General features: G+C 64.5%; 13 protein-coding genes and 2 pseudogenes. 6 read left to right on the top strand and 9 right to left on the bottom strand.

The window, feature by feature from the left end:
• Window positions 1-6 precede the first annotated feature (6 nt).
• Complete coding sequence (locus AB3L03_RS25620) at window positions 7-807, bottom strand: helix-turn-helix transcriptional regulator (protein ID WP_368507198.1); 801 nt, start codon at window positions 805-807, stop codon at window positions 7-9.
• Window positions 808-866: 59 nt separating this feature from the next.
• Between AB3L03_RS25620 and AB3L03_RS25625 the strand changes: the two genes are divergently transcribed.
• Complete coding sequence (locus AB3L03_RS25625) at window positions 867-2,039, top strand: MFS transporter (protein ID WP_368507199.1); 1,173 nt, start codon at window positions 867-869, stop codon at window positions 2,037-2,039.
• Window positions 2,040-2,472: 433 nt separating this feature from the next.
• Complete coding sequence (locus AB3L03_RS25630; protein WP_368507200.1) at window positions 2,473-4,740, top strand: cation:proton antiporter; 2,268 nt, start codon at window positions 2,473-2,475, stop codon at window positions 4,738-4,740.
• Here the strand turns inward: AB3L03_RS25630 and AB3L03_RS25635 are convergent.
• Together AB3L03_RS25635 and AB3L03_RS25640 are read right to left on the bottom strand one after the other, a co-directional pair.
• A complete protein-coding gene (locus AB3L03_RS25635; protein ID WP_368507201.1) occupies window positions 4,737-7,895 on the bottom strand; it encodes an efflux RND transporter permease subunit in 3,159 nt (1,052 codons plus the stop codon). The genes AB3L03_RS25630 and AB3L03_RS25635 overlap by 4 nt on opposite strands.
• Window positions 7,896-7,919: 24 nt before the next feature.
• Window positions 7,920-9,113: an efflux RND transporter periplasmic adaptor subunit gene (locus tag AB3L03_RS25640; RefSeq protein ID WP_085385343.1), complete on the bottom strand. Its 1,194-nt coding sequence runs from the start codon at window positions 9,111-9,113 to the stop codon at window positions 7,920-7,922.
• 255 nt (window positions 9,114-9,368) lie between these two features.
• Here AB3L03_RS25640 and AB3L03_RS25645 point away from each other — a divergent pair, with 255 nt between their 5' ends.
• Window positions 9,369-10,163: an ABC transporter substrate-binding protein gene (locus AB3L03_RS25645; RefSeq protein WP_018454093.1), complete on the top strand. Its 795-nt coding sequence runs from the start codon at window positions 9,369-9,371 to the stop codon at window positions 10,161-10,163.
• Between the two features lie 36 nt (window positions 10,164-10,199).
• Here the strand turns inward: AB3L03_RS25645 and AB3L03_RS25650 are convergent, their stop codons facing one another.
• The 4 genes and pseudogenes from AB3L03_RS25650 to AB3L03_RS25665 all read right to left on the bottom strand — a co-directional run bounded on the left by AB3L03_RS25650 (window position 10,200) and on the right by AB3L03_RS25665 (window position 14,751).
• A complete protein-coding gene (locus AB3L03_RS25650) occupies window positions 10,200-11,375 on the bottom strand; it encodes a beta-propeller fold lactonase family protein (protein ID WP_317245845.1) in 1,176 nt (391 codons plus the stop codon).
• 154 nt (window positions 11,376-11,529) lie between these two features.
• Window positions 11,530-12,602, bottom strand: a pseudogene (locus AB3L03_RS25655) (hypothetical protein).
• Between the two features lie 102 nt (window positions 12,603-12,704).
• Window positions 12,705-14,195, bottom strand: a complete 1,491-nt coding sequence (locus AB3L03_RS25660; protein ID WP_368507202.1) for a flavin-containing monooxygenase — start codon at window positions 14,193-14,195, stop codon at window positions 12,705-12,707.
• A gap of 106 nt (window positions 14,196-14,301) precedes the next feature.
• On the bottom strand, window positions 14,302-14,751 hold the full coding sequence (locus AB3L03_RS25665; protein ID WP_018454097.1) for a cupin domain-containing protein: 450 nt from the start codon (window positions 14,749-14,751) through the stop codon (window positions 14,302-14,304).
• Window positions 14,752-14,938: 187 nt separating this feature from the next.
• Between AB3L03_RS25665 and AB3L03_RS25670 the strand changes: the two genes are divergently transcribed.
• The gene (locus tag AB3L03_RS25670; protein ID WP_368507203.1) at window positions 14,939-15,958 is read left to right on the top strand and encodes an AraC family transcriptional regulator; all 1,020 of its coding nucleotides are present in this window, start codon (window positions 14,939-14,941) and stop codon (window positions 15,956-15,958) included.
• 176 nt (window positions 15,959-16,134) lie between these two features.
• Here AB3L03_RS25670 and AB3L03_RS25675 read toward each other — a convergent pair whose 3' ends face one another.
• Complete coding sequence (locus AB3L03_RS25675) at window positions 16,135-17,994, bottom strand: ATP-binding protein (RefSeq protein ID WP_368507204.1); 1,860 nt, start codon at window positions 17,992-17,994, stop codon at window positions 16,135-16,137.
• A 142-nt stretch (window positions 17,995-18,136) separates the two neighbouring features.
• Window positions 18,137-18,769, bottom strand: a complete 633-nt coding sequence (locus tag AB3L03_RS25680; protein WP_085361476.1) for a cupin domain-containing protein — start codon at window positions 18,767-18,769, stop codon at window positions 18,137-18,139.
• Between the two features lie 217 nt (window positions 18,770-18,986).
• Here AB3L03_RS25680 and AB3L03_RS25685 point away from each other — a divergent pair, with 217 nt between their 5' ends.
• On the top strand, window positions 18,987-20,678 hold the full coding sequence (locus tag AB3L03_RS25685; RefSeq protein WP_368507205.1) for a peptide ABC transporter substrate-binding protein: 1,692 nt from the start codon (window positions 18,987-18,989) through the stop codon (window positions 20,676-20,678).
• Window positions 20,679-20,705: 27 nt separating this feature from the next.
• Window positions 20,706-21,657: pseudogene (locus AB3L03_RS25690) on the top strand (ABC transporter permease).
• Window position 21,658 lies beyond the last annotated feature (1 nt).

A 21,658-nucleotide genomic window follows, 5' to 3' on the forward strand; every position in this document is an offset into this window, starting at 1 on the left:
CTGCGCTTACCCCTTCCCCGCAAACTCCGTCGGCGTCCGTCCCGTCACCTGACGGAACGCCGCCGAAAACGCCGGCACGCTGGCATAGCCGAGCTGGGTCGCGAGCTGCTTCACGGACACATTGGCATCGGTGGACAGCCGCTGGATCGCCGCCGCAATCCTCGCACGCTGGCACCAGCTCTTGAAGCTCAGCTGCGTCTCTGTCGAAAACAGCCGCGACAGCGTGCGCGCGGAGGTTCCGACCTCGCGCGCCAGCGCGTCGATGTCGTGCAGGCCGGTGGGATCGTCGAGCACGATCATGGCCGCGCGTCGGCAGCGCGGCTCGTGCGGCAGCGGCACGAAGGTCGCGGAGTCCTCGGCCCGGACCAGTTCCAGCATCACCAGGCGAACCAGCAGATCGGTCCGCTCCTCGGTATTTTGCGCGTCGAACAGCGCGAGGATCGCCTGGTTCAGCAGCGGCGACACCCGCACCACGAATTCCTTGGTCAGTCCCTCATGGCGCTGCTCGCGCTTCAGCCAAGCCAAGTCGAAATAGAGCGTCCGCATCTCGATGTCGGCGAGCAGATCGATGGCGTGCTGGAGCCCGGCGGGGACCCAGACCGCGCGGTCCGGCGGCACCAGCCAGCGCCCTCCGGGCGTCGTTACCTGCATGGTGCCCCTGGCGGCATAGATCAGCTGTGCCTCGCGGTGCAGGTGCGGATCGATCCGCATGCCCTTGGGGTAGTCGCGCGCGACCAGATGCACGCCCGCAGGTGAGCGATGATTGCTCCGGACCGCCCGGAGGATTGGCGTCTCGACGACAGTCATTGGCAGCATCCCGTCATGCCCAAGACATATAACTCATTTCGGAGCAGGAGAGGATTCCCATGAACAGCCCCAGCCGGGTGATCAGTTTCGTCAACGCGGGCCATTTCATCGACCATTACGCGATGCTGATTTTCGCCGCCGCGGTGATCATCATGGGACCGGCGCTCGGCATGGCCTATTCGGAACTCTTGCCTTATGCGACGCCGGGCTTCGTCGCCTTCGGCGCGGGCTCGCTGCTTACCGGCTGGCTCGGCGACCGCTGGAGCCGCCGCCATATGATGCTGATCTTCTTCGTCGGCATCGGCGCTTCCATGATCTCGGTCGGCTGCGTGCAGACCCCGGCGCAACTCGGCGCGGCGCTGTTCGCGATCGGCATTTTTGCCTCGATCTATCATCCCGTCGGCACCGCCATGATCGTCTCCTACGCTGACAGGCTCGGCCGCGAGATGGGCATCAACGGCGTCTGGGGCAATCTCGGCGTCGCATCGTCGGCGCTGGTCACCGGCGTGATCGGCCAGTATCTCGGCTGGCGCTTCGCCTTCATCGTCCCCGGCATCGTCACCATCCTGATCGGCATCGCGTTTGCGATGATGGTCGTGCACGAGGACCGCAAGGGCTCGAAGCAGGCGGCAGCTCAGGCGCGGGTCGCCAAGCAGGACATGTGGCGCGTGATCCTGTCGCTGCTGATTGTGGTGATCGCGATTTCCACCACGTTCAATGCCGTCACCGTGGCGCTGCCAAAGCTGTTCGCGGAGCGGCTTGCCGATCTCACCAAAAGCCCGGCGCTGCTCGGCGTCATCGCGGCCTGCGTCTACGTGTTCGGCGCGATGACGCAGTACACGATCGGCCGGCTGCTCGACCGCTATTCGCTGAAGACGGTGGCGCTGCCGCTGTCCTTCATGCTGGCGCCGTTCCTGTATCTGGCCGCGAGCCTGTCCAATCTGCCGCTGATCCTGGTCTCGATCGGCATCGTCATGGGCGCGTTCGGGCAGGTCACGGTCAACGACGCCATGGTCGGCAAATACACCAGCGAGGAATGGCGCTCGCGCGCCTATGCCGTGCGCTATTTCATCGGCCTCACCGCCGCCGGCGCCTCGGTCGGCCTGGTCGCCTGGCTCTACGAGCAGGGCGGCTTCGTCACCATGCTGCATGCCTTCGCAGCCCTCTGCCTGCTCGCGATCGCAGCCGCGATCATTCTCCCGCGCGAGATCAGGACACCGCAGGCGGTGTGAGGGATCGGCGTGAGGCGCGCGCCCGTTTCAATCCCGTCATTGCGAGGAGCGTAGCGACGAAGCAATCCAGAATCTTTCCGCGGAGGATTCTGGATTGCTTCCGCCTTCGCTATAGGTTCGGATGTCAAGTCGCTGCGCCCGCAATGACGTGGGAGTGGCGGCGGCTCGCGTAGTCTGCCGATGATGCCATCATGCCAGTGTTTTGCCCGACGGGGCAAGCATTTTCGGCAAAGACGAAATTAGATTTCGGCAAAGACGAAATTTTCTCCAGTCTTTTCAACTTCATCTCTACTGTGCATGGGGTTGTTTTCGCGTTTTTTTTGTTGAGGCCCCTTACCCGCCGCGAAGTCAAGGAACTCCCGTTGCCTGCCGCGGGTTCTATCCCCGTCATCCCGGCACCTCGCCGGGGCAGATGAAGGGGTAAAATTCCTGCATGCAGTGGAGCCTGCTCCGACCGGTCGGCCTTGTCCCCGCGGCGCTTGTCCTCACCACCGTTGCGGCCAGTGCCGAGGGCGGCAAATCGGCCGGTCCCTCGGAATTCCTGCTGGTGGCCCAGATCGTGCTGTTGATCGCGGTCGGCCGCGGCCTCGGCGAGATCATGCAGCGCCTCGGCCAGCCCTCGGTGATCGGCGAATTGCTCGCCGGCATCCTGCTCGGTCCCTCGCTGTTCGGTTGGGTCTGGCCTGACGCACAGCAGGCAATCTTCCCCAAAACGCCCGAGCAGAAAGCGATGATCGACGGCATCGCGCAGTTCGGCATCCTGCTGCTGTTGCTGCTGACCGGCATGGAGACCGACCTCAAGCTGGTCAGGAAGGTCGGCAAGGCCGCGATCGCGATCTCGATTGCCGGCATCCTCGTGCCCTTTGCCTGCGGTTTTGCGCTCGGCGAATTCCTGCCAGATGCGCTGTTGCCGAATCCGCAAGCCCGCCTGGTTGCGTCGCTGTTCATGGGCACGGCGCTGTCAATCTCCTCGGTGAAGATCGTCGCGGTGGTTGTGCGCGAGATGAACTTCATGCGCCGCAATGTCGGCCAGATCATCGTCGCCACCGCCGTCATCGACGACACCATCGGCTGGATCATCATCGCCGTCACCTTCAGCCTCGCCTCGCACGGCGCGCTGGATATCGCCTCGGTGGCGAAAGCTGTGCTGGGCACGCTGGCCTTCCTCGCGATTAGCTTCACCATCGGCCGCCGCATCGTGTTCCAGCTCATTCGATGGGCCAACGACAATCTCGTCAGCACCGCCCCGGTCATCACGGTGATCCTGCTGCTGATGTGCGCGATGGCGCTGGTCACGCATCTGATCGGCGTCCACACCGTGCTCGGTGCCTTCGTCGCCGGCATTCTGGTCGGGGAGTCCCCGATCCTGACGCGGCAGATCGACGAGCGGCTGCGCGGGCTGATCTCGAGCTTCTTCATGCCGGTGTTCTTCGGTTTGGCCGGCCTGAGCGCCGACCTCACGGTGCTGCGCGATCCCCATCTGCTGATGCTCACCGGCCTGCTGGTCGTGATCGCCAGCGTCGGCAAGTTCGGCGGCGCCTTCGTCGGCGGAACCGTGGGCGGGCTGAACACAAGGGAGTCGCTGGCCCTCGCAAGCGGGATGAACGCGCGCGGCTCGACCGAGGTGATCATCGCCACCATCGGTCTTTCGATCGGCGTGCTCAGCCAGAACCTGTTCACGATGATTGTGACCATGGCGATCGTGACCACGATGGCGATGCCGCCGATGCTGCGCGCCGCGCTGGCAAAGCTGCCGATGAACAAGGACGAGCAAGAGCGCCTGGAGCGGGAAGAATTCGAGAAGCGCGGCTTCGTCGCCAATCTCGAACGCCCCTTGCTCGCCGTGGACGAGAGCGTGAACGCCACCTTCGCTGCCCACATCGCCGGCCTGATCGCCGGCATGCGCGGCTTGCCAATCACCGTGCTGCACATCGGCAAGCGCGCCAAGGATCAGGAGAAGGGCCGCGATGAAGAGGAAAGCGCGGAAACCGTGGTGAAGAAGGCCGCCGAGATCGTATCGGCCCATGGCGATGGCGATGTCGGCAGCGTCGACGTCGTCACCCGGGCAAGGCGTGCGGAGCTCGGCGAGTCCATCGCCGACGAAGCGCGCAAGGGCTTCGATCTTCTGGTCATCGGCGTCGACAAGGTTGCTGCCGCCAAGGATCGCTTCGATCGGAGGATCGAGGACATCGCAGCGAAGTTCGAGGGACCGCTCGCGGTCGTGGCGGCCAAGGGCAAGCACCTGAAGCAGCCGACGCCCGAGGCGCTCAACATCCTCGTTCCGGTCTCCGGCAGCGGCGTCTCCAAGCGCGGCGCCGAGGTCGCGGTCGCGCTGGCGCAGGCGGGATCAGGCTCGCTCCGGGTGATCTATGTCGCGACGACGCGCGACAAGGGCGCGCAGCGCGGCGCCTCGCGTGGTCTGAACCAGGAGGCCGGCATCCTGAAGGACGCCAGCGATCTCGCCGCCCGTTACGAGGTCGACATCACCACGACCTTGCGCGCGAACCGGGCGCCTGAAGCGGCGATCCTGCGCGAGATCGAGACCACCGCCGTCGATCTCGTGGTGATGGGCGTCGATCGCATCCAGGCCGATCACCTCTCCTTCGGCGGCGTCGCCGACGCCGTGCTCAGGCAAGCGAAGGTCTCGGTGCTCCTGGTCTCGAGCGGCGAGGCGCGTCCGACGTCCACGGAGAAAGCCTAGGACTTCACTTCGGACACTGCCACCGCCTTCGGCGTCTTCTTCGACGCACGCCAGTTCTCGAAGCGCTGCACCACCACGAAGAACGCCGGCACGAACAGCACCGCGAGGCAGGTCGAGGCCAGCATGCCCGAGAACACCGTGATGCCGATCGACTTGCGCGCGCTGGCACCGGCGCCGGTCGCGATCACCAGCGGCACCACGCCGAGGATGAAGGCGAACGACGTCATCAGGATCGGGCGGAAGCGGGCGCGCGCAGCTTCGACCGCGGATTCCAGCACCGGCTTGCCATCGCGGCCGTGCAGCTCGAGCCCGACCTCGACGATCAGGATGGCGTTCTTGGCCGACAGCGCGATCAGCAGGATCAGGCCGATCTGGCAATAGAGGTTGTTGTCGATCTTCAATGCGTTGAGGATCAGCATCGGGCCGAGCAACGACAGCGGCACCGCCAGGATTATCGAGATCGGCGCATACCAGCTCTCGTATTGGCCGGCGAGCACGAGATAGACCAGCAGCATGGCGAGCCCGAACACCCAGTAGATCTGGTTGGAGACGGCCTTCTCCTGATAGGACATCGCGGTCCATTCGAAGCCGGTGCCCGGCGGCAGCGTCTTGCCCGCGATCTCCTCCATCAGCTTCAGCGACTGGCCAGAGGAGTAGCCCTGCGCCGGCAGGCCGATCACGGTCGACGATGGATAGAGATTGTAGAGGCTGATCAGCGACGGGCCGGTGGCGGGCGTGATCGTGGCAACCGTGCCGATCGGGATCATGTCGCCGTTCGAGTTGCGCACCATCATGTTGGCGATGTCGCGCTCGGTGACGCGGAAGGCGGGATCGGCCTGGGTGTAGACCTGGAACACGCGGCCGAACTTGTTGAACTGGTTGACATAGGACGAGCCGAGATAGGTCGAGAGCGCCGCGAACACCTGGTCCGTCGTCACGTGCAGCGTCTGGGTCTTGATGCGGTCGATCTCGACGTTGAATTGCGGCACCGAGGAGCGGAACGAGGATTGGACGCGCTGCAGCGCGCTCTGGCTCTGGCCATTGCTGACCATCGCGCCCGTGATGGCCTGGAGCTTGGCGAAATCGCTGTTGCCGTCGCGCAGCTCGACCTGCATCGAGAAGCCGGCCGCGTTGCCGATGCCCTGGATCGGCGGCGGCGGCAGCACCAGCGTGCGCGCTTCCATGATGGCCGCGAGCTTGTCGTTCAGCCCGTAGACCAGTGAGCGCAGATCCTCGCCCGGTCCTTTGCGCGCGTCCCAATCTTTCAGGATAATGTAGGCGACGCCGGCATTGGCAAGGCTGGCGCTGTTGTCCAGCGCGGAGATGCCGGCGATGGTGATGACTTGCTGGACTCCGGGCGTGTCCTTGATCAGCTCGCTCGCTCTGTCGAGCACCTTCTGGGTCCGTTCCAGCGCGGCACCGTCAGGCAGTTGCACGGCGGCGATCAGGTAGCCCTGGTCCTCGATCGGCAGGAAGCCGGTCGGTACCCGGGACAGCCCGTAGCCGCCGATCCCGATCAGCACCAGCGCGATCGCGACCGAGATCGTGCTGTTCCTGCACAGCACGCCGATCAGTCGGATGTAGCCGCGCTCGACGCGGTTGTAGACCGCGTTGAAGCCGCGATAGAAGAAGTTGCGCTGCTCCGGCGGCACCGTCGGCCGCAGCCAGAGAGCGCATTGCGTCGGCTTCAGCGTCGCCGCGTTGATGGCGGACAGAAGCGCGGTCGCCGCGATCACCAGCGCAAATTGCGAATAGATGCGGCCGGTGAGCCCGGCGAGGAACGACGCTGGCAAAAACACCGAGATCAACACCAGCGTGATGCCGACGATCGGCGCGAACAGCTGGTCCATCGCCTTGATCGCGGCGTCATGGCCGTTCATGCCCTGCTCGATGTTGTGGGCCGCGCCTTCCACCACGACGATGGCATCGTCGACGACGATGCCGATCGCTAGCACGATCGCGAACAGCGTCGACATGTTGATGGTGAAGCCGAGCGCGGCCATGGCGGCGAAGGCGCCGATGATGGTCACCGGCACAGTGGTCGCCGGCACCAGCATCGCGCGCCAGTCCTGCAGGAACACCAGGATCACGACCAGCACCAGCAGGCCGGCCTCGATCAGCGTCATGTAGACCTCGTGCACCGAGGCCTGCACGAATTTGGTGGTGTCGAACGGCGTGTCGTACTTCATGCCCTGCGGGAAGGCCTTGGCAAGCTCCGCCATCTTCTTCTCAACGGCCTGCTCGACCTGGAGTGCATTGGCGCCGGGCGACTGGAACACGCCGATGCCGGTGGCCGGCTGCTTGTTAAGCGAGAAGATCTGGCTGTAGGTCTGCGCGCCCAATTCGACCCAGCCGACGTCGCGCACCCGCGTGACGTCGCCGCTGGTGCCTGATTTGACAATGATGTTCTCGAACTCGGTGGTGTCGTCGAGCCTGCCGTTGACGTTGAGTGTATACTGGAACGCCTGTCCCGGCGGTGTCGGCGGTGCGCCGACCTGGCCGGCGGAGACCTGCTGGCTCTGCTGCTGGATCGCCTGGATGACGTCCTGCGGCACCAGGCCGCGGACCTGCAGCTTGTTCGGATCGAGCCACACCCGCATCGAATACTGACCGGCGCCGAACACGGTGACGTTGCCGACGCCGGGCAGGCGCGAGAGTTCGTCGCGGAGATTGATGGTGGCGTAGTTGCTCTGATAAAGGCTGTCGAACGTCTTGTCAGGCGAGGTCAGCGTCACGAACAGCAGGATCGACGTCGACCGCTTCTGTACGGTGACGCCCTGGTTCTGCACCGACTGGGGCAATTGCGACAGCGCGCTGGAGACGCGGTTCTGCACCAGCACTTGCGCGAAGTTCAGGTCAGTGCCGATCTTGAAGGTCACGGTCAGCGTATAGGTGCCGTCGGAGCCGCTGTAGGACTGCATGTAGAGCATGTCCTCGACGCCGTTGACCTGTTGTTCGATCGGCAAGGCAACTGTGTCGATCACGGTCTTGGCGCTGGCGCCGGGATAGCGTGTGGTGACCTGCACCGTCGGCGGCACCACGTCGGGATATTGCGCGATCGCGAGGTTGAACAGCGCGACGCCGCCGATCAGGATCATCAGCAGCGCGATGACGTTCGAGAGGACCGGCCGCTCGATGAAGAATTTTGAGATCATGGCCGGCGCTCCTACTTGCAGATCTTACTTGGCAGACGCCTGCGGCTGCTCGATCTTCGTCACCTGCGGGTCGATCTTCTGGCCCGGAATCACCCGCAGCAGTCCCGCGGTCACCACGCGGTCCTCCGGCTTCAAGCCGCTTTCGATCACGCGCAAACCGTTGTCCACGGGACCGATCTGCACCTTGCGCTGCTCGACAACGTTGTCGCCATTGACGACGAGGAGATAGCGGCCGCCCTGATCGCTGCCGAGCGCGGTGTCGGGCACGAGCAGGGCGTCCTTCTCCTGAGTGAAGGGCACGCGAACGCGGACGAAATAGCCGGGCAGCAGCACCCGCTTGTCGTTGGGGACAAGGCCCCGCACTGCGAGCGTGCCCGTCGACTGGGTGAGGGTCGGGGCGACATAGTCAAGCTTGCCCTCATGCGGATAACCGGCCTCGGTCTGCAAACCGACTTGAATCGGAAATTGCTTCATGTCTGCGGCGGTGAGCCCGCGGCGGGCGGCCTCGGCACGGATGCGCAGCACGTCCTGCTCGTTGACGGTGAAATTCACATAGATCGGGTCCATCGCGACGATGGACGCGAGTTGAGTTGGAGAGGAGACGCCGACGAGTTCGCCGACCGAGACCATGTGAGCGCTGACGATGCCGTCGAAAGGCGCGGTCACGTTGGTGTAGCCGTAGTTGACCTGGGCGAGCTTGGTGTTGGCCTCGGCCTGCTGGAGATTGGCCTGCGCGTTATCGCGCGTCGATGTCGAGGTGTCGAGCGTGGCCTGCGAGACGGCCTGGCGCTGCACCAGCTCAGCCTGCCGTTTGTAGTCGGCTTCCGCCTGCCGGACTGAGGCCTGCGCGCCGGCCTCGGCCGCCCGCGCCTGGTCGAGCTTGAGCTTGTAGGTCTCGGGCTCGATCGTGAACAGCTGGGTGCCCTGCTTGACGAAGGCGCCGTCCTGGTAGTCGATCGATTGCAGGAATCCCTGCACGCGCGCGACGAGATCGACATTCTTGATCGGCGCGGTGTTGCCGGTGGCCTCGACATAACGGGTCACCGGGCGCTGCACGGGCGCGGCGACGTCCACCTTGGGCGGCGGCGGAGCGACGAAACTGTTCTTGTCCTCGCAGCCGGCGAGCGCGGCCACGGCCATCGCGGCGGCCAGTGCCTGCCCGACATGTCTCCACGCTTCGTTGCGCCGTGCGGGAGATGCGGGATTCGCGCAGGTCATTCGGTAGCCCCCGGTTGCTGTCTGTCGAGGCGGGAGGCTACCAACAAATGCCCGGACGTGGAACACCATAGCCATGGCAGTCGTCGGCCTTGCGCTGCGGACCGCGCTGTGGCCTTTGGCAGTTTTGCCATCACAAACCGCTTTTCATCGCGCACACGATCGACCAGAATTATGTCACACGCCGAGCGACGGCGCGCGAAGCGGTCGGGACGAACAAGAGAAGAATACAAGAAGAAAAGGTCGGGAGATCATGACATGCCCACGTCGGTCCTTAAGTCGGTCCTTGCCGGCCTCATTCTCGCAGCGGCGGTCGTCATGCCCGCGCTAGGCGATGGACTTAAGGACGAGATCGCACCGACCGGCAAGCTGCGGGTCGCGATCGCGATCAGCCTGGCTGGCGGCGCGTTCTGGTCCACCAAGACCGGAGACGGCTATGCCGGCGTGCCGGTCGACCTCGGCAGGGAGATGGCCGGGCAACTCGGCGTGCCCGTCGAATATGTCGTGTACCAGAATTCAGGGCAGATCACTGACGCGGCATCGAACGGCAACTGGGACGTCACCTGGCTGCCCAAAGATCCTGAGCGCGAGAGCAGGATGATGTTCGGCCCGATCTACGAGGTCGCGGACGCCACCTACATCGTCAAATCAGGCTCGAACGTCACCAATTTCGCCACGCTCGATCAGGTGGGCATCAAGGTCGCGGCCGTGAACGCCACGACCACGATGCGCGGCGCGGCCGCGCATCTGAAGAATGCGAAGGTCACGGGCTATCAGACCTATGACGAGATCTTCGGCCTCCTCAGCAGCGGCCAGATCGATGCGTTTGCGCTGTCGCGCGACCAGCTCAACAAGATGGCGCAGAAGATCCCGGGCACGCGCGTGCTCGACGAGACCTTCAAGAAGACCGTCACGGCGGTCGCTGTGCCGCTCGGCCACCCCCAAGCGCTGACCTTCGTCACCAAATTCATGAACGAGGCGGTGACGAATGGCACCTTGCGCAAGGCCTATGACAGCAATGGCCTGAAGGACGCGCCGATCCGCACCGAATAGGATGGCGGCGCAGGATGACTGCGCCGCGCTCCGGCCCTACGGCTCCGCGGTGCGGATGCCCGCGGGGCTCACTTGCATCTTGAGCGTGGATGTCTTGTTCAGCGCGTTGCCATCGAACGAGAAGGCGATCAGCTCGTTTTCGACCATGCACTGGGCCACGACATATTTGGAGTCCTTGGACCACACCATGCCCTGGCACCAATGGCCGATCTTCGCTTCCGTCACCGGCGTAAGGTCAGTGCCCGAAATCTTGTAGACCTTGAGCAGGCCGAAATCGTTGAAGAACGGCGACGCCGACGGCTTGTTCGAACCGTTCATGACGGTCACGGCCACGTAGTTGCCGTCCGGGGACATCTTCACGGCTTCCGGCGTCTGCCCGACGGTGACTGTCGTGACGACGCGGATCGGTTTCGCCGTCATGTCGATCAGGCTGATCGAGTCGTTGTCGCCGCTGCTGGCGCCGACATTGCCGACGATGGCGGCGGCGCTGCCGGTGAGATCGATGTCGTAGGGGCGGATGCCCGCGGAGAGATCGCGCTTGGCGTACTCGACCTTGCTCCCGTCCACAGTCAGAAGCGAGATCTTGCTGTCTCCGTCGCGCGTGACCAGCGCGGTCGCGCCGTCATGGGAAAAGACCGCGTGGCTGGGGCCTGATTTGGCGTCGCCGAGCTGGATCTTGCCGACGGGCGCAAGCGTGCCCCCGCTGATGGTGAAGACCGAGACCGTTCCTTCGCTGCGGTTCGCAACCAGCGCCAGCGTGCCCGCGCGGTTGATCGAAACGCCGGCAGCGCCCGCGCCGGCTTGCAAGGTCGCCAGTACTTTGGGCGGCGTGGATTTCAGGTCGATGACCGAAAGCTTGTCGTCGGGCACCGTCTTGGTCGGATCCGCGGGATCGAGCTTCATCGCGCCGGTGACGAGGGCGAACGCGCCATCCGGCGCAATTGCCACGCTCGGCGGCGGTCCGACGACGCTGGCCGGGGCGGGCACCTCGCCTAGAAGTTTCAAGGCACCGTCGGTGAAGTCGATGACGCTCACCGTGTCCGGCAGTGGTTGCTTGCGCACCACGGCGCTGCCGTTCTCGAGCACCATCTTGCCGTCATTGGCCGTGACGACGATCTCGGCGTGCGCGGCGAAATTGGCGAGGCCCGCCAGGGATGTTGAGATCAAAGCACATGCGGCACGGCGCGTGCGCTTGCGAAGAGCGGCTGTCATGTGTCCCCCCGAGATTTGTTCTTGTCCGGAGAAGCTAAATGCACCGGTAGCAGGACGCAATGACCAGGTGGCGAGCGTTTGCCTTTGAAGACGCCGACGGACGGCTACAAGGCGGGAGCTCGCCTCTCAGTCGCGTGCCACGCGGCGAGGCCCCTCAGCGTGGCTTGATCTCCGCGTATTTCGCCATCGCCTTCTCGAACTTCCGCTTGAACAGCCACATCGCGCCAAGGATTTCCCGGAAGCTTGCCGAGGTGCGCGCCCGGTCGGCCTGTCCGAATGCGAAGATGCTGTTGTTGCGCAGGTGCTTCATGATCGTCGGACTGGACACCCTGTAGTTCAGGAGATCGCCGGACTTGAGCGCCGCCCGCGTCGGCGTGGGAACGATCTGGATCAGCTCGAACAGCTTCATTTGGTCGATCGGGTCGGGCAGCGTCTTCACGATTCCTGGGATCTCCCGGAAAATATCCGCATGCGCGTTCATCAGGCCGTCGCGCACGTTGGTCCAGTGATTGAAGCGAGATCGGTGCCCCGGGCTCGCGCCTCCTCCTTGTCGTCGCGCGCGCTCAACCCGGGATCGGCGGCCGCGATCTCGGCCTTGATGGCGTCCCATTTCCTATGGCCGTTGCGGTCCTCGGACGGGCCGGTCTGGAAGCTGCCCATATAGGTGTTCGAGCGCCCGTTGCGGACGTTCTGCTTGCCGTTGGTCTCGGCGAAGAACAGCCCCAGACTGATCCGGCCCGCGGCTTCGGCGTGGTCAGGCGCCAACCCCTTGGCGCGTGCGATCGCGACCGCGAGATCCACCACGTCCTTGAACGGTGTCGCCGAGTTCTGCGCGCCGGCCGGCGGCGCTTCCATGATCTCGAACAGCTTTGAGTATTCGTCCACCAGCGGTTCGATGTCGGCATCGAAATAGGCCGGCGGGATCTCGAACTTGTTGGGCCTGCCGGTCCGCGACGGCATGACGTCGGTGAGATCCTTGTAAGCACTGATCACGGCGACGCGTGCCAGATAGAGCGCCTGGCCCGGCAGGTTCGGCAGCGGCTGTTTGGCGTCGATCTGGCGGCGCCGCTCGGAGAGAATCGCTTTGAAATCGCCGAGCGCACGCTCGTAGGTCGCAACCGCCTCCGATTGCCTGGCCGTGAGCGTTTGCGCCAGGCTCGGGACGAAGGTCGCAAGGATCAGCCCAAGCGCCGTTATGACTGCGGCGGCGCGATGTCGTGCTCTCATGGCCGGTTCCCTGGGCCTGTCGATTCGATGGCCAAGGGGATCGTAAGCATCGGAGGCGAGGGCTGGCGAGCGGCAAATTCCACTCGGCCCGAATTCGCGGCCTCACGCCGCTTGGTAATCCGGCGCGGAGGCGAGAAATCGCGCATAGGCGTCCGCGTCCGGCGGCCGGAAGTGGCCCGCGAGCCCGCCGCGCTTCTGCTCCTTGGCGCCGATGTCGGCCATCAGCTCGTCGAAGTGACGGTAGTGATAGGGCGCGACGCAGAGGCCGCCATAGACGCCCGCAGCCGGCCGTTCGACCCGCTTGAAGTGCAGCATCATCTCGATGTTGTCGCGCATCTGTTGCGCGGTCGGCTGGCGTGCGAGCTGTCCGTCGGCGTAACGGACCAGCCAGTTGGCGGCGAGGTCGGCGCAGAGCACGGTGCAGAACGAGGAGTTGAAACCGACGAAACCGAGCTCCGGCAGGTCGGAATTGGCGATCAGGCGATAGAGCCGGTACTGCCCATCCGCATCGACCAGCTTTGCCTGGTACGCGGCGGGCAGGAATGGCACGCCGAGCTTGTAGCCGATCGCGAGCACCGCGACATCGGCCGCCACGCGCTCGCCGCCGCTCATCACGATGGTGTCACCGTCGTAATGATCGAAGCTGCCGAACACGGCCTTGATGCGGCCGTCGGCCACCATCGGATGGAAGCCGGGTGTTGCGATCGGCACCGAGCAGTTGACTCCGTCCTCGATCCGCTCCTTCGGCACCATGTTGCATTGCTTCAGCTTGAGCTGCGCCTTCAACAGGCTTTCCAGCCCGCGCCAGTTTGCCCAGACGAACGGTGCTGCGATGCGATGCGCAAGGCGCGACATCGCGCCGATGCCCCAGCCCGGAAACATCTCCTCCTGCGCACGGACGTAGAGGATGCGCTTGAAGTTCACGAGACCGCCGATGAAATAAGGAATGCGCCAGACCGGCTCGCGCATCACGATCGTCACCTCACGCGCGCCCGCTTTCACGGCGTTCACCGCGATGTCGGTTGCCGATTTCGATCCGCCGAGCACGACGACGCGCCGTCCTTTCACCACTTGAGGATCGTTGTATTTCGATGAATGCAGGATCTGCCCGCCCTGTGCTAGAAAGCCGTCTTCGCCGGGGCAGTGCAGCTCCCGCGGCTCGTTGAACTGTCCGGTGCAGACCGCGACGAAGTCGAAATCCTCAGCTGTGCTGGCGCCGCTCTTGTCCGAGAGCGCGAGCGTCCAGCCTGGTCTGCCGTCGGCGCGTCGCGCCATGCCCGACACGCTGGTGTTGAAACGCAGCATACGGTCGAGGCCAAAAATTCGTGCGTAGTCGGCGAGGTAGGCGTGGACTTGCGATCCGGTCGGCCATTCCGGATAGGCTTCGGGCATGGCGCGGTCGGTGTAGCGGTAGAGCTCCTTCGGGCTCTGGGTCTGCACCTCCGGATAGGAGCGCGCCGGCTCCCAGACGCCGCCGAGATCGGCGCTGCGTTCAATGATGGTGACCCGGTGACCGCGGGTCGAGAACGCCTTTGCGGCGGCAAGGCCGGAGACGCCGGCGCCGATCACGCAGACATGCTTTGGGTTGACCATGGGATTGCTCGCGAGCTCGAATGTTCTGGGCACAGCAGGCCGCGTTCGGCCGCGCTGCGCGGCCGCTGGACCTGCGACGAAACAGAAATGGGAGTGGGGCGGCCGCCTAGTCGTTGGCTTCAGGCGGCAGGAAGTCGACCTCGTGCAGGGCCGAGATGCGCACGACCTCGGCGGGGTCGGCCAGATTGTGGAGCTGGTTGAACAGCGCCTCCAGCTTCTGCATCGGCGAGACCCAGAACAGCGCGCGGGCCGGCTTGTCGGACTTGTTGAAATAGCCGTGCGGGATGCCGCGCGGCAGGCGCACGAGATCGCCGGCGTTGGCCTTGACCCATTTGCCGTCGAGCTTGAGGTCGAGCGTGCCCTCCTGCACCAGGATGAATTCGTCCTGGGTCGGATGGATGTGCACTGGCACGAACTGGCCCGGCTCGCTGTTGGTCTCGAAGGCAAAGGTGGAATCGGTGACGGCCTTGGGAAAATAGACCTGGCCCAGAATATTCCAGGTCTTGCCGCCATAGCCCGTGCCGTTCGCGGTAATGCCCTTCTCGAGTGCAGTCATGGCTCGCCTCCATCGTGGATCCCGACGAGGGTGGAGCTTCGGCCAGGCGCGGGCTGCTGTCTATCCGCTAAACAGATCCGGACACGTCCTGTGCCGTGCGGCACGACGTTTTTGCGACAGGGCTCTTTCCGGGGACGGTGAACTATTATAGGTTTAAAATATTCCGTGATGCCAAGCGTGGTCGGCGATGTCCGCAGCCGAGCTGGAAATGAGCACGCCTCGATCCGCGGCCGAAAGGCTCGCGGCTTTCGCCCGCGTCACCACCGACGACGCCGACGAGGCGGCCGAGCAGGTCGGGCGCATCTTCTGCCCGCATGCTCTGACGCCGATGCGGAGGTCGGGCTTCTCGGCCAGGCACAATTGTGCCGCCTTCGACGGCTTTTCCATCAACTATGTCGCCTATGGCGGATCCGTCACCATCGATCCCGGCTGCCTCGACCGCTTCTTCCTGGTGCAGATCCCGCTCGCTGGCACGGCCCGTATCCGCGCAGGTACCCGCGAACTCGACACAGCGCCGGAACGGACGGCGTCGCTGTTGTCGCCGACCATCCCGACCCGGATGATCTGGACCGAGTCGGCGCAAGCGATCCTGCTGCTCGACCGCCGCATGGTTGAGCAGCGCGCAGCGGCATTGTCGGGCAGGGCGACCGGCGCGGTCGAGTTCGACCCTACGCTCGACCTGAACGTGCCGGCCGCGCGCGGCCTCGCGGCGAAGCTCGTCGAGCTGATGATGCTCGCCGAAGGTCTCGGACCGTCCGGCAGGCTTTCACCGGTCGCGACCGCGGGCTGGCGCGAGGCGCTGCTTCATTACCTCCTCGACGGCCAGCGGCACGGCCTGTCCGACGCGATCAGAACGTTCTCGGGCCAGGGCGAGCGTCTGCCGCGCGCGCTGCACACTGCGCGGGACTGCCTCGCGGCGAATGCCTGCGAGCCGCTCGACCTTGCGCACCTCGCCTGTGAGTCCGGGATCGGCATCCGCGCGCTACAGCTCGGTTTCCGCCGTCATTTCGGCGTGTCGATCTCGCAGATGCTGCTCGACATGCGCCTCGCCAATCTCCACACCCGGCTCACGCAAGCCGAGCTGGACACTTCGATCACCGAGATCGCCTTCGATCTCGGCTTCACCCATCTCGGCCGCATGGCCGGCGCCTATCGCGAAAAATTCGGCGAGACGCCGTCAGCGACGCTGCGGCGGAAGATGAGCTGATGCGCCGGCGGCTTCCCGATGTCGGTTGGGGAGCGCGCGGCGCGAAGACGCGGCATCATTTGAACGTCGTCGCCTGAGTAACATCGCCCCAGCAATACTGATCGTCGCAGTCTTTTAGCTTGTCGTTGATTGACCATTCAACCATGCCACCCGCGTTGGAATTCGCAGCGGATGGCCTAGGTCTTCCGCGACCTTGTCGCGCCATCGCGTTCAGCCGCCTGCCTGCGCAGAAAGCCTTCGAGATCGGCCTGCACGGAATAGGGCGTCGGGATCGGATCGCCCGCGTCGTCGACAGCGGTGTCGAGAGAGCGGCGCAGCATGCGCGCGAGCTCGGCCTTGCGGTAGGGCTTTGTCAGAAGCGGTGCGCCCTTGGTGGCGCGTCCCTGCGCATGCGGGGCGTCGTAGGCATAGCCCGACGTGAATAGCACCCGCAGCGAGGGGCGCGACGCCACCATCTCGTCGGCGAGCTCTCGTCCGTTCAAGCTGCCGGCCATCACGATGTCGGTGAAAAGCAGGTCGAAGGGCGTGCCTTCGGCCGCGATGGCCAGTGCCTCGGCTGCATTCGCGGCCGGGATGACCTTGTAGCCGAGGCTTTCGAGCTGAACCGTGACGTACTGGCGGACGTCGCGGTCGTCCTCGACACAAAGAATGGTTTCCGTCCCGCCCACGACCTTGCGCTCGTCATAGCCGGTGGGGCGAAGCGTGCTCGCCTCCGCCTTCGGCAGATAGATCGTGAAAGTCGTGCCGCGTCCTTCTTCGGAAGCGACCTTGATTCCGCCACCGGACTGCTTGATGAATCCGAACACCATGCTGAGCCCGAGCCCGGTGCCCTTCCCGACGTCCTTGGTCGAGAAGAAGGGATCGAAGATCCGCTCCAGAATGGCCGGCGGAATGCCAGTTCCGGTATCGCCTATCTCGATCTCGACATAGTCGCCGGCATAGCCGGCCCCGACCGCCACGGCCTCGCGGACGCCGAACACGACGTTGCGCGTCGTCAACGTCAGTCTGCCGCCGTCCAGCATCGCGTCGCGGGCGTTGATCGCGAGGTTGAGAAGCGCCGAGCTCAATTGGCCGCGATCGACGAGGGCGAGCCAAATGTTGCCGTCGAGCCGGGTCACGATCTCGATCTTCTTGTCGAAGGTTGCCAGCAGCAGCTTTGCGAGCTCTTCGAGCAGCTCGTTGATGTCGCTCTCGGCCGGCTTGAGCGCCTGCTTGCGGGCAAAGGACAACAGGCTCGACGTCAGCGCGGCGCCGCGATCGGCGGCGTCGCTGATCAGCTTGGTGATGGTCGCGAGCGGCGGATTATCCTTCACGGCGTCGGCGAGGATCTCGATCGTGCCCGTGATCACGGTGAGCATGTTGTTGAATTCGTGAGCAATGCCGCCGGTGAGCTGACCGATCGCCTCCATCTTCTGGGCCTGGATCAGCTGCTCCTCGGCGGCGCGCTTCTGGGTGACATCCTTGACGAAATTGTTGATGAGGGTGCGCCCCCCGATGTGGAGCGCCGTGCTGGAGGCCTCGATCAGGATCTCGTCGCCGTCCCGGTGCAGCAGGGTCGCTTCGAACCGGATGCCGATCGGCGTATCCGACAATTCCGGCAGCAGCCGCATCATGCGTTGCCTGAAGCCGTCGCGCAGCGGCTCGGCGATGAGGAGGTTGACGACGTCCGTGCCGAGCGCCTCCTTGCGCGTCCATCCCGTCAGGGCCTCGGCCTGAAGGCTCCATTCCAGCACGATGCCGTTCTGGTCGGTCTGAACGAAGGCATCGAGCGCGGTCTTGATGACCGCTTGCGTCATCTGTGCGCTGGCCCGCGCCTGCTCGGTCAGTAGCGCGGCGGCCCGTTTTTCCTGCGCCGTTTCGATCGCGCGCGTGCACAGACGAGCGAGCAGGACCGCAATGGCGCCGCTTGCGAGCATGGCGACGATCTGGGCAATGCCGAACCCGGTTCCGGTCGCGGCATAGGAGACGAGGAGAGCCGCCGCGGTCACGATGACCTGCGCGGCCATCGCGAGTGTCAGAAGCCGCCTGAGTTTCATGGTCTCACACCAACGCGTCAGTGGCAGACCCTCGTGTCCGCCCTGTCAATGACCGGCTCCACGTGAGCTACAGATGTGAGCTACAGATTCCGCGCGGCAGCGTCGAGGGGCAATTTGCGGTGGTGCCGGGCTGGCGGCGCTTTCAACCTGCCGGCGAATCGGTCTGGCGCAGCGTCGTCACCCAGATCACGCGGGCCGTCTGCTGGGTCGGGTTGTCGAACATGTGCGGCACGATGCTCGGAAAGCGAAAGCTGTCGCCGGCGTCGAGCAGATGGGCCTGGTTGTCGAGCCACAGCCGCAGGCTGCCTGAGAGGATGTAGCCCGCCTTCTCGCCGGTGTGCTGCAGGAAGTCGGTGCCGGACGAGGCGCCGGGATTGAGCGTGAGCTCGTAGAATTCGAGCTGGCCTTTGTCTGCCGGCGTCAGCGCTTCCTTGACGACGCCGCTGGCGGTGAGCCGCAGCAGGCGCCGGCCGTTCTTGCGCACGATATAGCGCTGCACGTCGGCGGGATCGGTGGTCTCGAAGAAATAGGAGATGGGAACGTCGAGCGCGATGCTGAGCAGGCGCAGCGTGCGTATCGACGGCATGGCGCGCGCGCGTTCGAGCTGGCTGATCATGCCGTTGGAGAGGCCGGTCTTGTTGGCGACGTCCTGGATCGACAGGCCCGCGCGCTGCCGCAGCAGCCGCACGGTCTCGCCGAGGCGCTGGTCGACGGCATCATCGGCTTCGGTCGGCGGGGCATCCTTCGGATCGTTGATCTCGCCGCGACCATCCATGTCGCTCTCCCATGCATCATCTCAGCCCGGACAATGACGGTCCGGAGCTTCAGTCGGAGTGAAAAGGTCGCGCATCCTAGCAATATGATTGACAGCTGTATTTAGTCGTGATGAACTTTTGATGGAAAAATTTAGAAGCACTAAAGCCCACTCCTGTCCTTTTGCCGGGGTCTCGGCGCGCGGGAGACGGTGCCGCGTGCGACAACGGAGAGTGGTCATGGCGGACGACACCGGGAAGTTCGGCGTTGGGGCACTGCATCTCGGCAATCCGAATCGCCGTCAGATCTTTCAGCTCGGGGCCGGCGCCGCGGCGGGATGGACGCTATCGGGCAACGCATTTGCGCAGACAGAACGCCCGACCAATCCGCCGGACAAGCCGCGCGGACAGGTGATCGCGGCGCTGTCGCAGGAGCCGACGGTCTTTCATCCCCTGATGCCGGGCATCGAAGTCGATCAGGGCATCTGGTGGCAGGTGTTCTCGCCGCTCTGGTTCATCGATCCCGACGGCAAGTTCGTTCCCGACCTCGCCCGCGAAGTCCCGACGGTCGAGAATGGCGGCCTCTCGGCCGACGGCCTGACCTGGAAGATCAAGCTCCGCAGCGACGTGAAATGGCACGACGGCACGCCGTTCACGGCCGAGGACGTGAAGTTCTCGCTTGAGCTGATCAACAACCCCGATTTTCGCGCGCGCAGCCGCGTCGGCCATAGTCTCGTCAAGGACATCAAGATCGTCGCGCCCGACGAGATTCACTGGCGCATGGAAGCTCCCTATTCGCCCTATATGTCGATCCTGGGATCGCTGACCTTCATCGTGCCCAAGCACATCCTGGAGAAGGTGACCGATCCGAACGCCTCGCCGTTCCACAATGCGCCTGTCGGCACCGGACCGTTCCGCTGGGGCGAGCGCGTGCCGGGCGACCACATTCAGTTGAATGCCCATACCGGCTATCACGCCAAGGGACCCTACGTTGAGCGCGTGGTGTTCAAATACATTCCAGACCTGACCGTGCTCTACACCCAGTTCCGCACCGGCCAGGTCGATTACACCGGCCTGCAAGGCATTCTGCCGAACTTCGTGCAGGAAGCGAAGACGCTGAAGGGCTGCAAGATCTTCGTCTCATCCACGTCGTCGGTGGAGCACATCGCGCCCAATCTGGAGTTCGGCGCGTTGGCGGACCGCACGGTGCGCGAGGCGCTGTATCTCGCGATCAACAAGCAGGCGATCATCGACGCGCTGAACTACGGCTTGCCGACGCAGACCGAAAGTTTCGTGCCGCAACAGGCCTGGTCGTTCCAGCAGGGACTGCCGCAGCACAAATACGATCCGGCCAAGGCCAACACGCTGCTCGATGCGGCCGGTTGGGTCCGCGGCGCCGGCGGCGTGCGCGAGAAAGGCGGCGTCAAGCTCGAATTCACCAATTCAACGACGTCGGGCAATGCGGTGCGTGAGCAGACCCAGCAGCTGCTGATCCAGGACTGGCGCGCGATCGGTGCCGCGATGCGCGTCAACAACATGCCGGCCGCCGTGATCTGGGGCGACTTCTGGCAGCAATCGAAATTCAATTCGGTGATCGTGGGAGTGAATTTCATGCTCGGCAGCGACCCCGACGTGACGCCCCGCTTCGGCTCCGGCGCCATTCCTGCCAAAGGTGGCCGCGGCTACAACACCTATCAGTATCGCAACCCGGAGGCGGATCGGCTTCTCGCCGAAGGTGCCAAGCAGTTCGATCTGGCGCAGCGCAAGACGACCTATGGCGCTCTGCAAAAGCTCATCCGCGACGACCTCGCGATCCTGCCCCTGTTCCAGGGCTTCATCGCCGAAGGTGTGAAGGAAGGGCTGCAAGGCTTCCGTCCCAACATCAACATGTCGATCAACTGCTGGAACATTCGCGAATGGTATTGGGCCTGATGGTTCAGGCGCGCGAGATCGCCTGAGATGGCCCGTTACGTCGCCAATCGCCTGGCGCAGGCGATCATGCTGCTGGTGATCGTGTCCGCGATCGGCTTCGCCATCCTGCATCTGGCGCCCGGCGGTCCGCTCTCGCAATTCGCGGCGTCCGCGCAGATGACGCAGGAGGATCTCGACCGCGTCACGCGGCAGCTCGGCCTCGATCGTTCGCTGCCGATCCAGTATCTCGATTGGTTCGGCCGGATGCTGAGGGGCGATTGGGGCCGCTCGTATCGTGACGGCGAGGCGGTGCTGGCGGTGATCTCGTCGCATCTCGGCGCCACGCTGGAACTGATGGCGACTGCGACCATCATCGCGGTGCTGCTCGGCTGCTGGATTGGCGTGCTCGGTGCGCTGCGCCGCTATTCGCTGTTCGATTCGCTCGCAACCGTCGGCGCCATGATCGCATTGTCGATCCCGACCTTCTGGTTCGGCCTCGTCACCATCTATGTGTTCTCGGTGAAGCTCGGCTGGCTGCCGGCCGGGAACCGGCAGACCGTCGGCGACGGCTCCCTGCTCGATCTGCTCCATCATCTCATTGCGCCGGCGCTGGTGCTGGCGCTGGTGGAGACCGCGATGTGGGGCCGCTTCATGCGCTCCGCGATGCTCGAAGTCATCAATCAGGACTACATTCGCACCGCGCGCGCCAAGGGCATGCCGGAATGGCAGAATCCTTACGGTTCACGCCTTGCGGAACGCGTTGCTGCCGATGATCACGGTGGGCGGCCTTCAGTTTCCGACGCTGCTCGGTGGTGCGCTGGTCGCCGAGACCGTGTTCACCTGGCCCGGCATGGGCCGGCTGTTCCTCGATTCCATCGGATATCGCGACTATCCCGTGGTTATGGGCATTCTGATGTTCTCGGCGATCATGGTGCTGATTGGGTCGCTGCTGGCCGACATCCTCTATGCCGTCGTCGATCCGCGCATCCGGGTGGGCTAGG

It is taken from the genome of Bradyrhizobium lupini (assembly GCF_040939785.1).
In the GTDB taxonomy this organism is placed as follows: domain Bacteria; phylum Pseudomonadota; class Alphaproteobacteria; order Rhizobiales; family Xanthobacteraceae; genus Bradyrhizobium; species Bradyrhizobium canariense_D.

Bases quoted from the DNA above. Each gene is read 5' to 3' on its own strand.
- AB3L03_RS25630 (WP_368507200.1), top strand. From the start codon at position 2,473: ATGCAGTGGAGCCTGCTCCGACCGGTCGGCCTTGTCCCCGCGGCGCTT.
- AB3L03_RS25675 (WP_368507204.1), bottom strand. From the start codon at position 17,994: ATGAAACTCAGGCGGCTTCTGACACTCGCGATGGCCGCGCAGGTCATC.
- AB3L03_RS25685 (WP_368507205.1), top strand. From the start codon at position 18,987: ATGGCGGACGACACCGGGAAGTTCGGCGTTGGGGCACTGCATCTCGGC.
- AB3L03_RS25635 (WP_368507201.1), bottom strand. From the start codon at position 7,895: ATGATCTCAAAATTCTTCATCGAGCGGCCGGTCCTCTCGAACGTCATC.
- AB3L03_RS25650 (WP_317245845.1), bottom strand. From the start codon at position 11,375: ATGACAGCCGCTCTTCGCAAGCGCACGCGCCGTGCCGCATGTGCTTTG.
- AB3L03_RS25670 (WP_368507203.1), top strand. From the start codon at position 14,939: ATGTCCGCAGCCGAGCTGGAAATGAGCACGCCTCGATCCGCGGCCGAA.
- AB3L03_RS25665 (WP_018454097.1), bottom strand. From the start codon at position 14,751: ATGACTGCACTCGAGAAGGGCATTACCGCGAACGGCACGGGCTATGGC.
- AB3L03_RS25620 (WP_368507198.1), bottom strand. From the start codon at position 807: ATGACTGTCGTCGAGACGCCAATCCTCCGGGCGGTCCGGAGCAATCAT.
- AB3L03_RS25640 (WP_085385343.1), bottom strand. From the start codon at position 9,113: ATGACCTGCGCGAATCCCGCATCTCCCGCACGGCGCAACGAAGCGTGG.
- AB3L03_RS25680 (WP_085361476.1), bottom strand. From the start codon at position 18,769: ATGGATGGTCGCGGCGAGATCAACGATCCGAAGGATGCCCCGCCGACC.
- AB3L03_RS25645 (WP_018454093.1), top strand. From the start codon at position 9,369: ATGCCCACGTCGGTCCTTAAGTCGGTCCTTGCCGGCCTCATTCTCGCA.
- AB3L03_RS25625 (WP_368507199.1), top strand. From the start codon at position 867: ATGAACAGCCCCAGCCGGGTGATCAGTTTCGTCAACGCGGGCCATTTC.
- AB3L03_RS25660 (WP_368507202.1), bottom strand. From the start codon at position 14,195: ATGGTCAACCCAAAGCATGTCTGCGTGATCGGCGCCGGCGTCTCCGGC.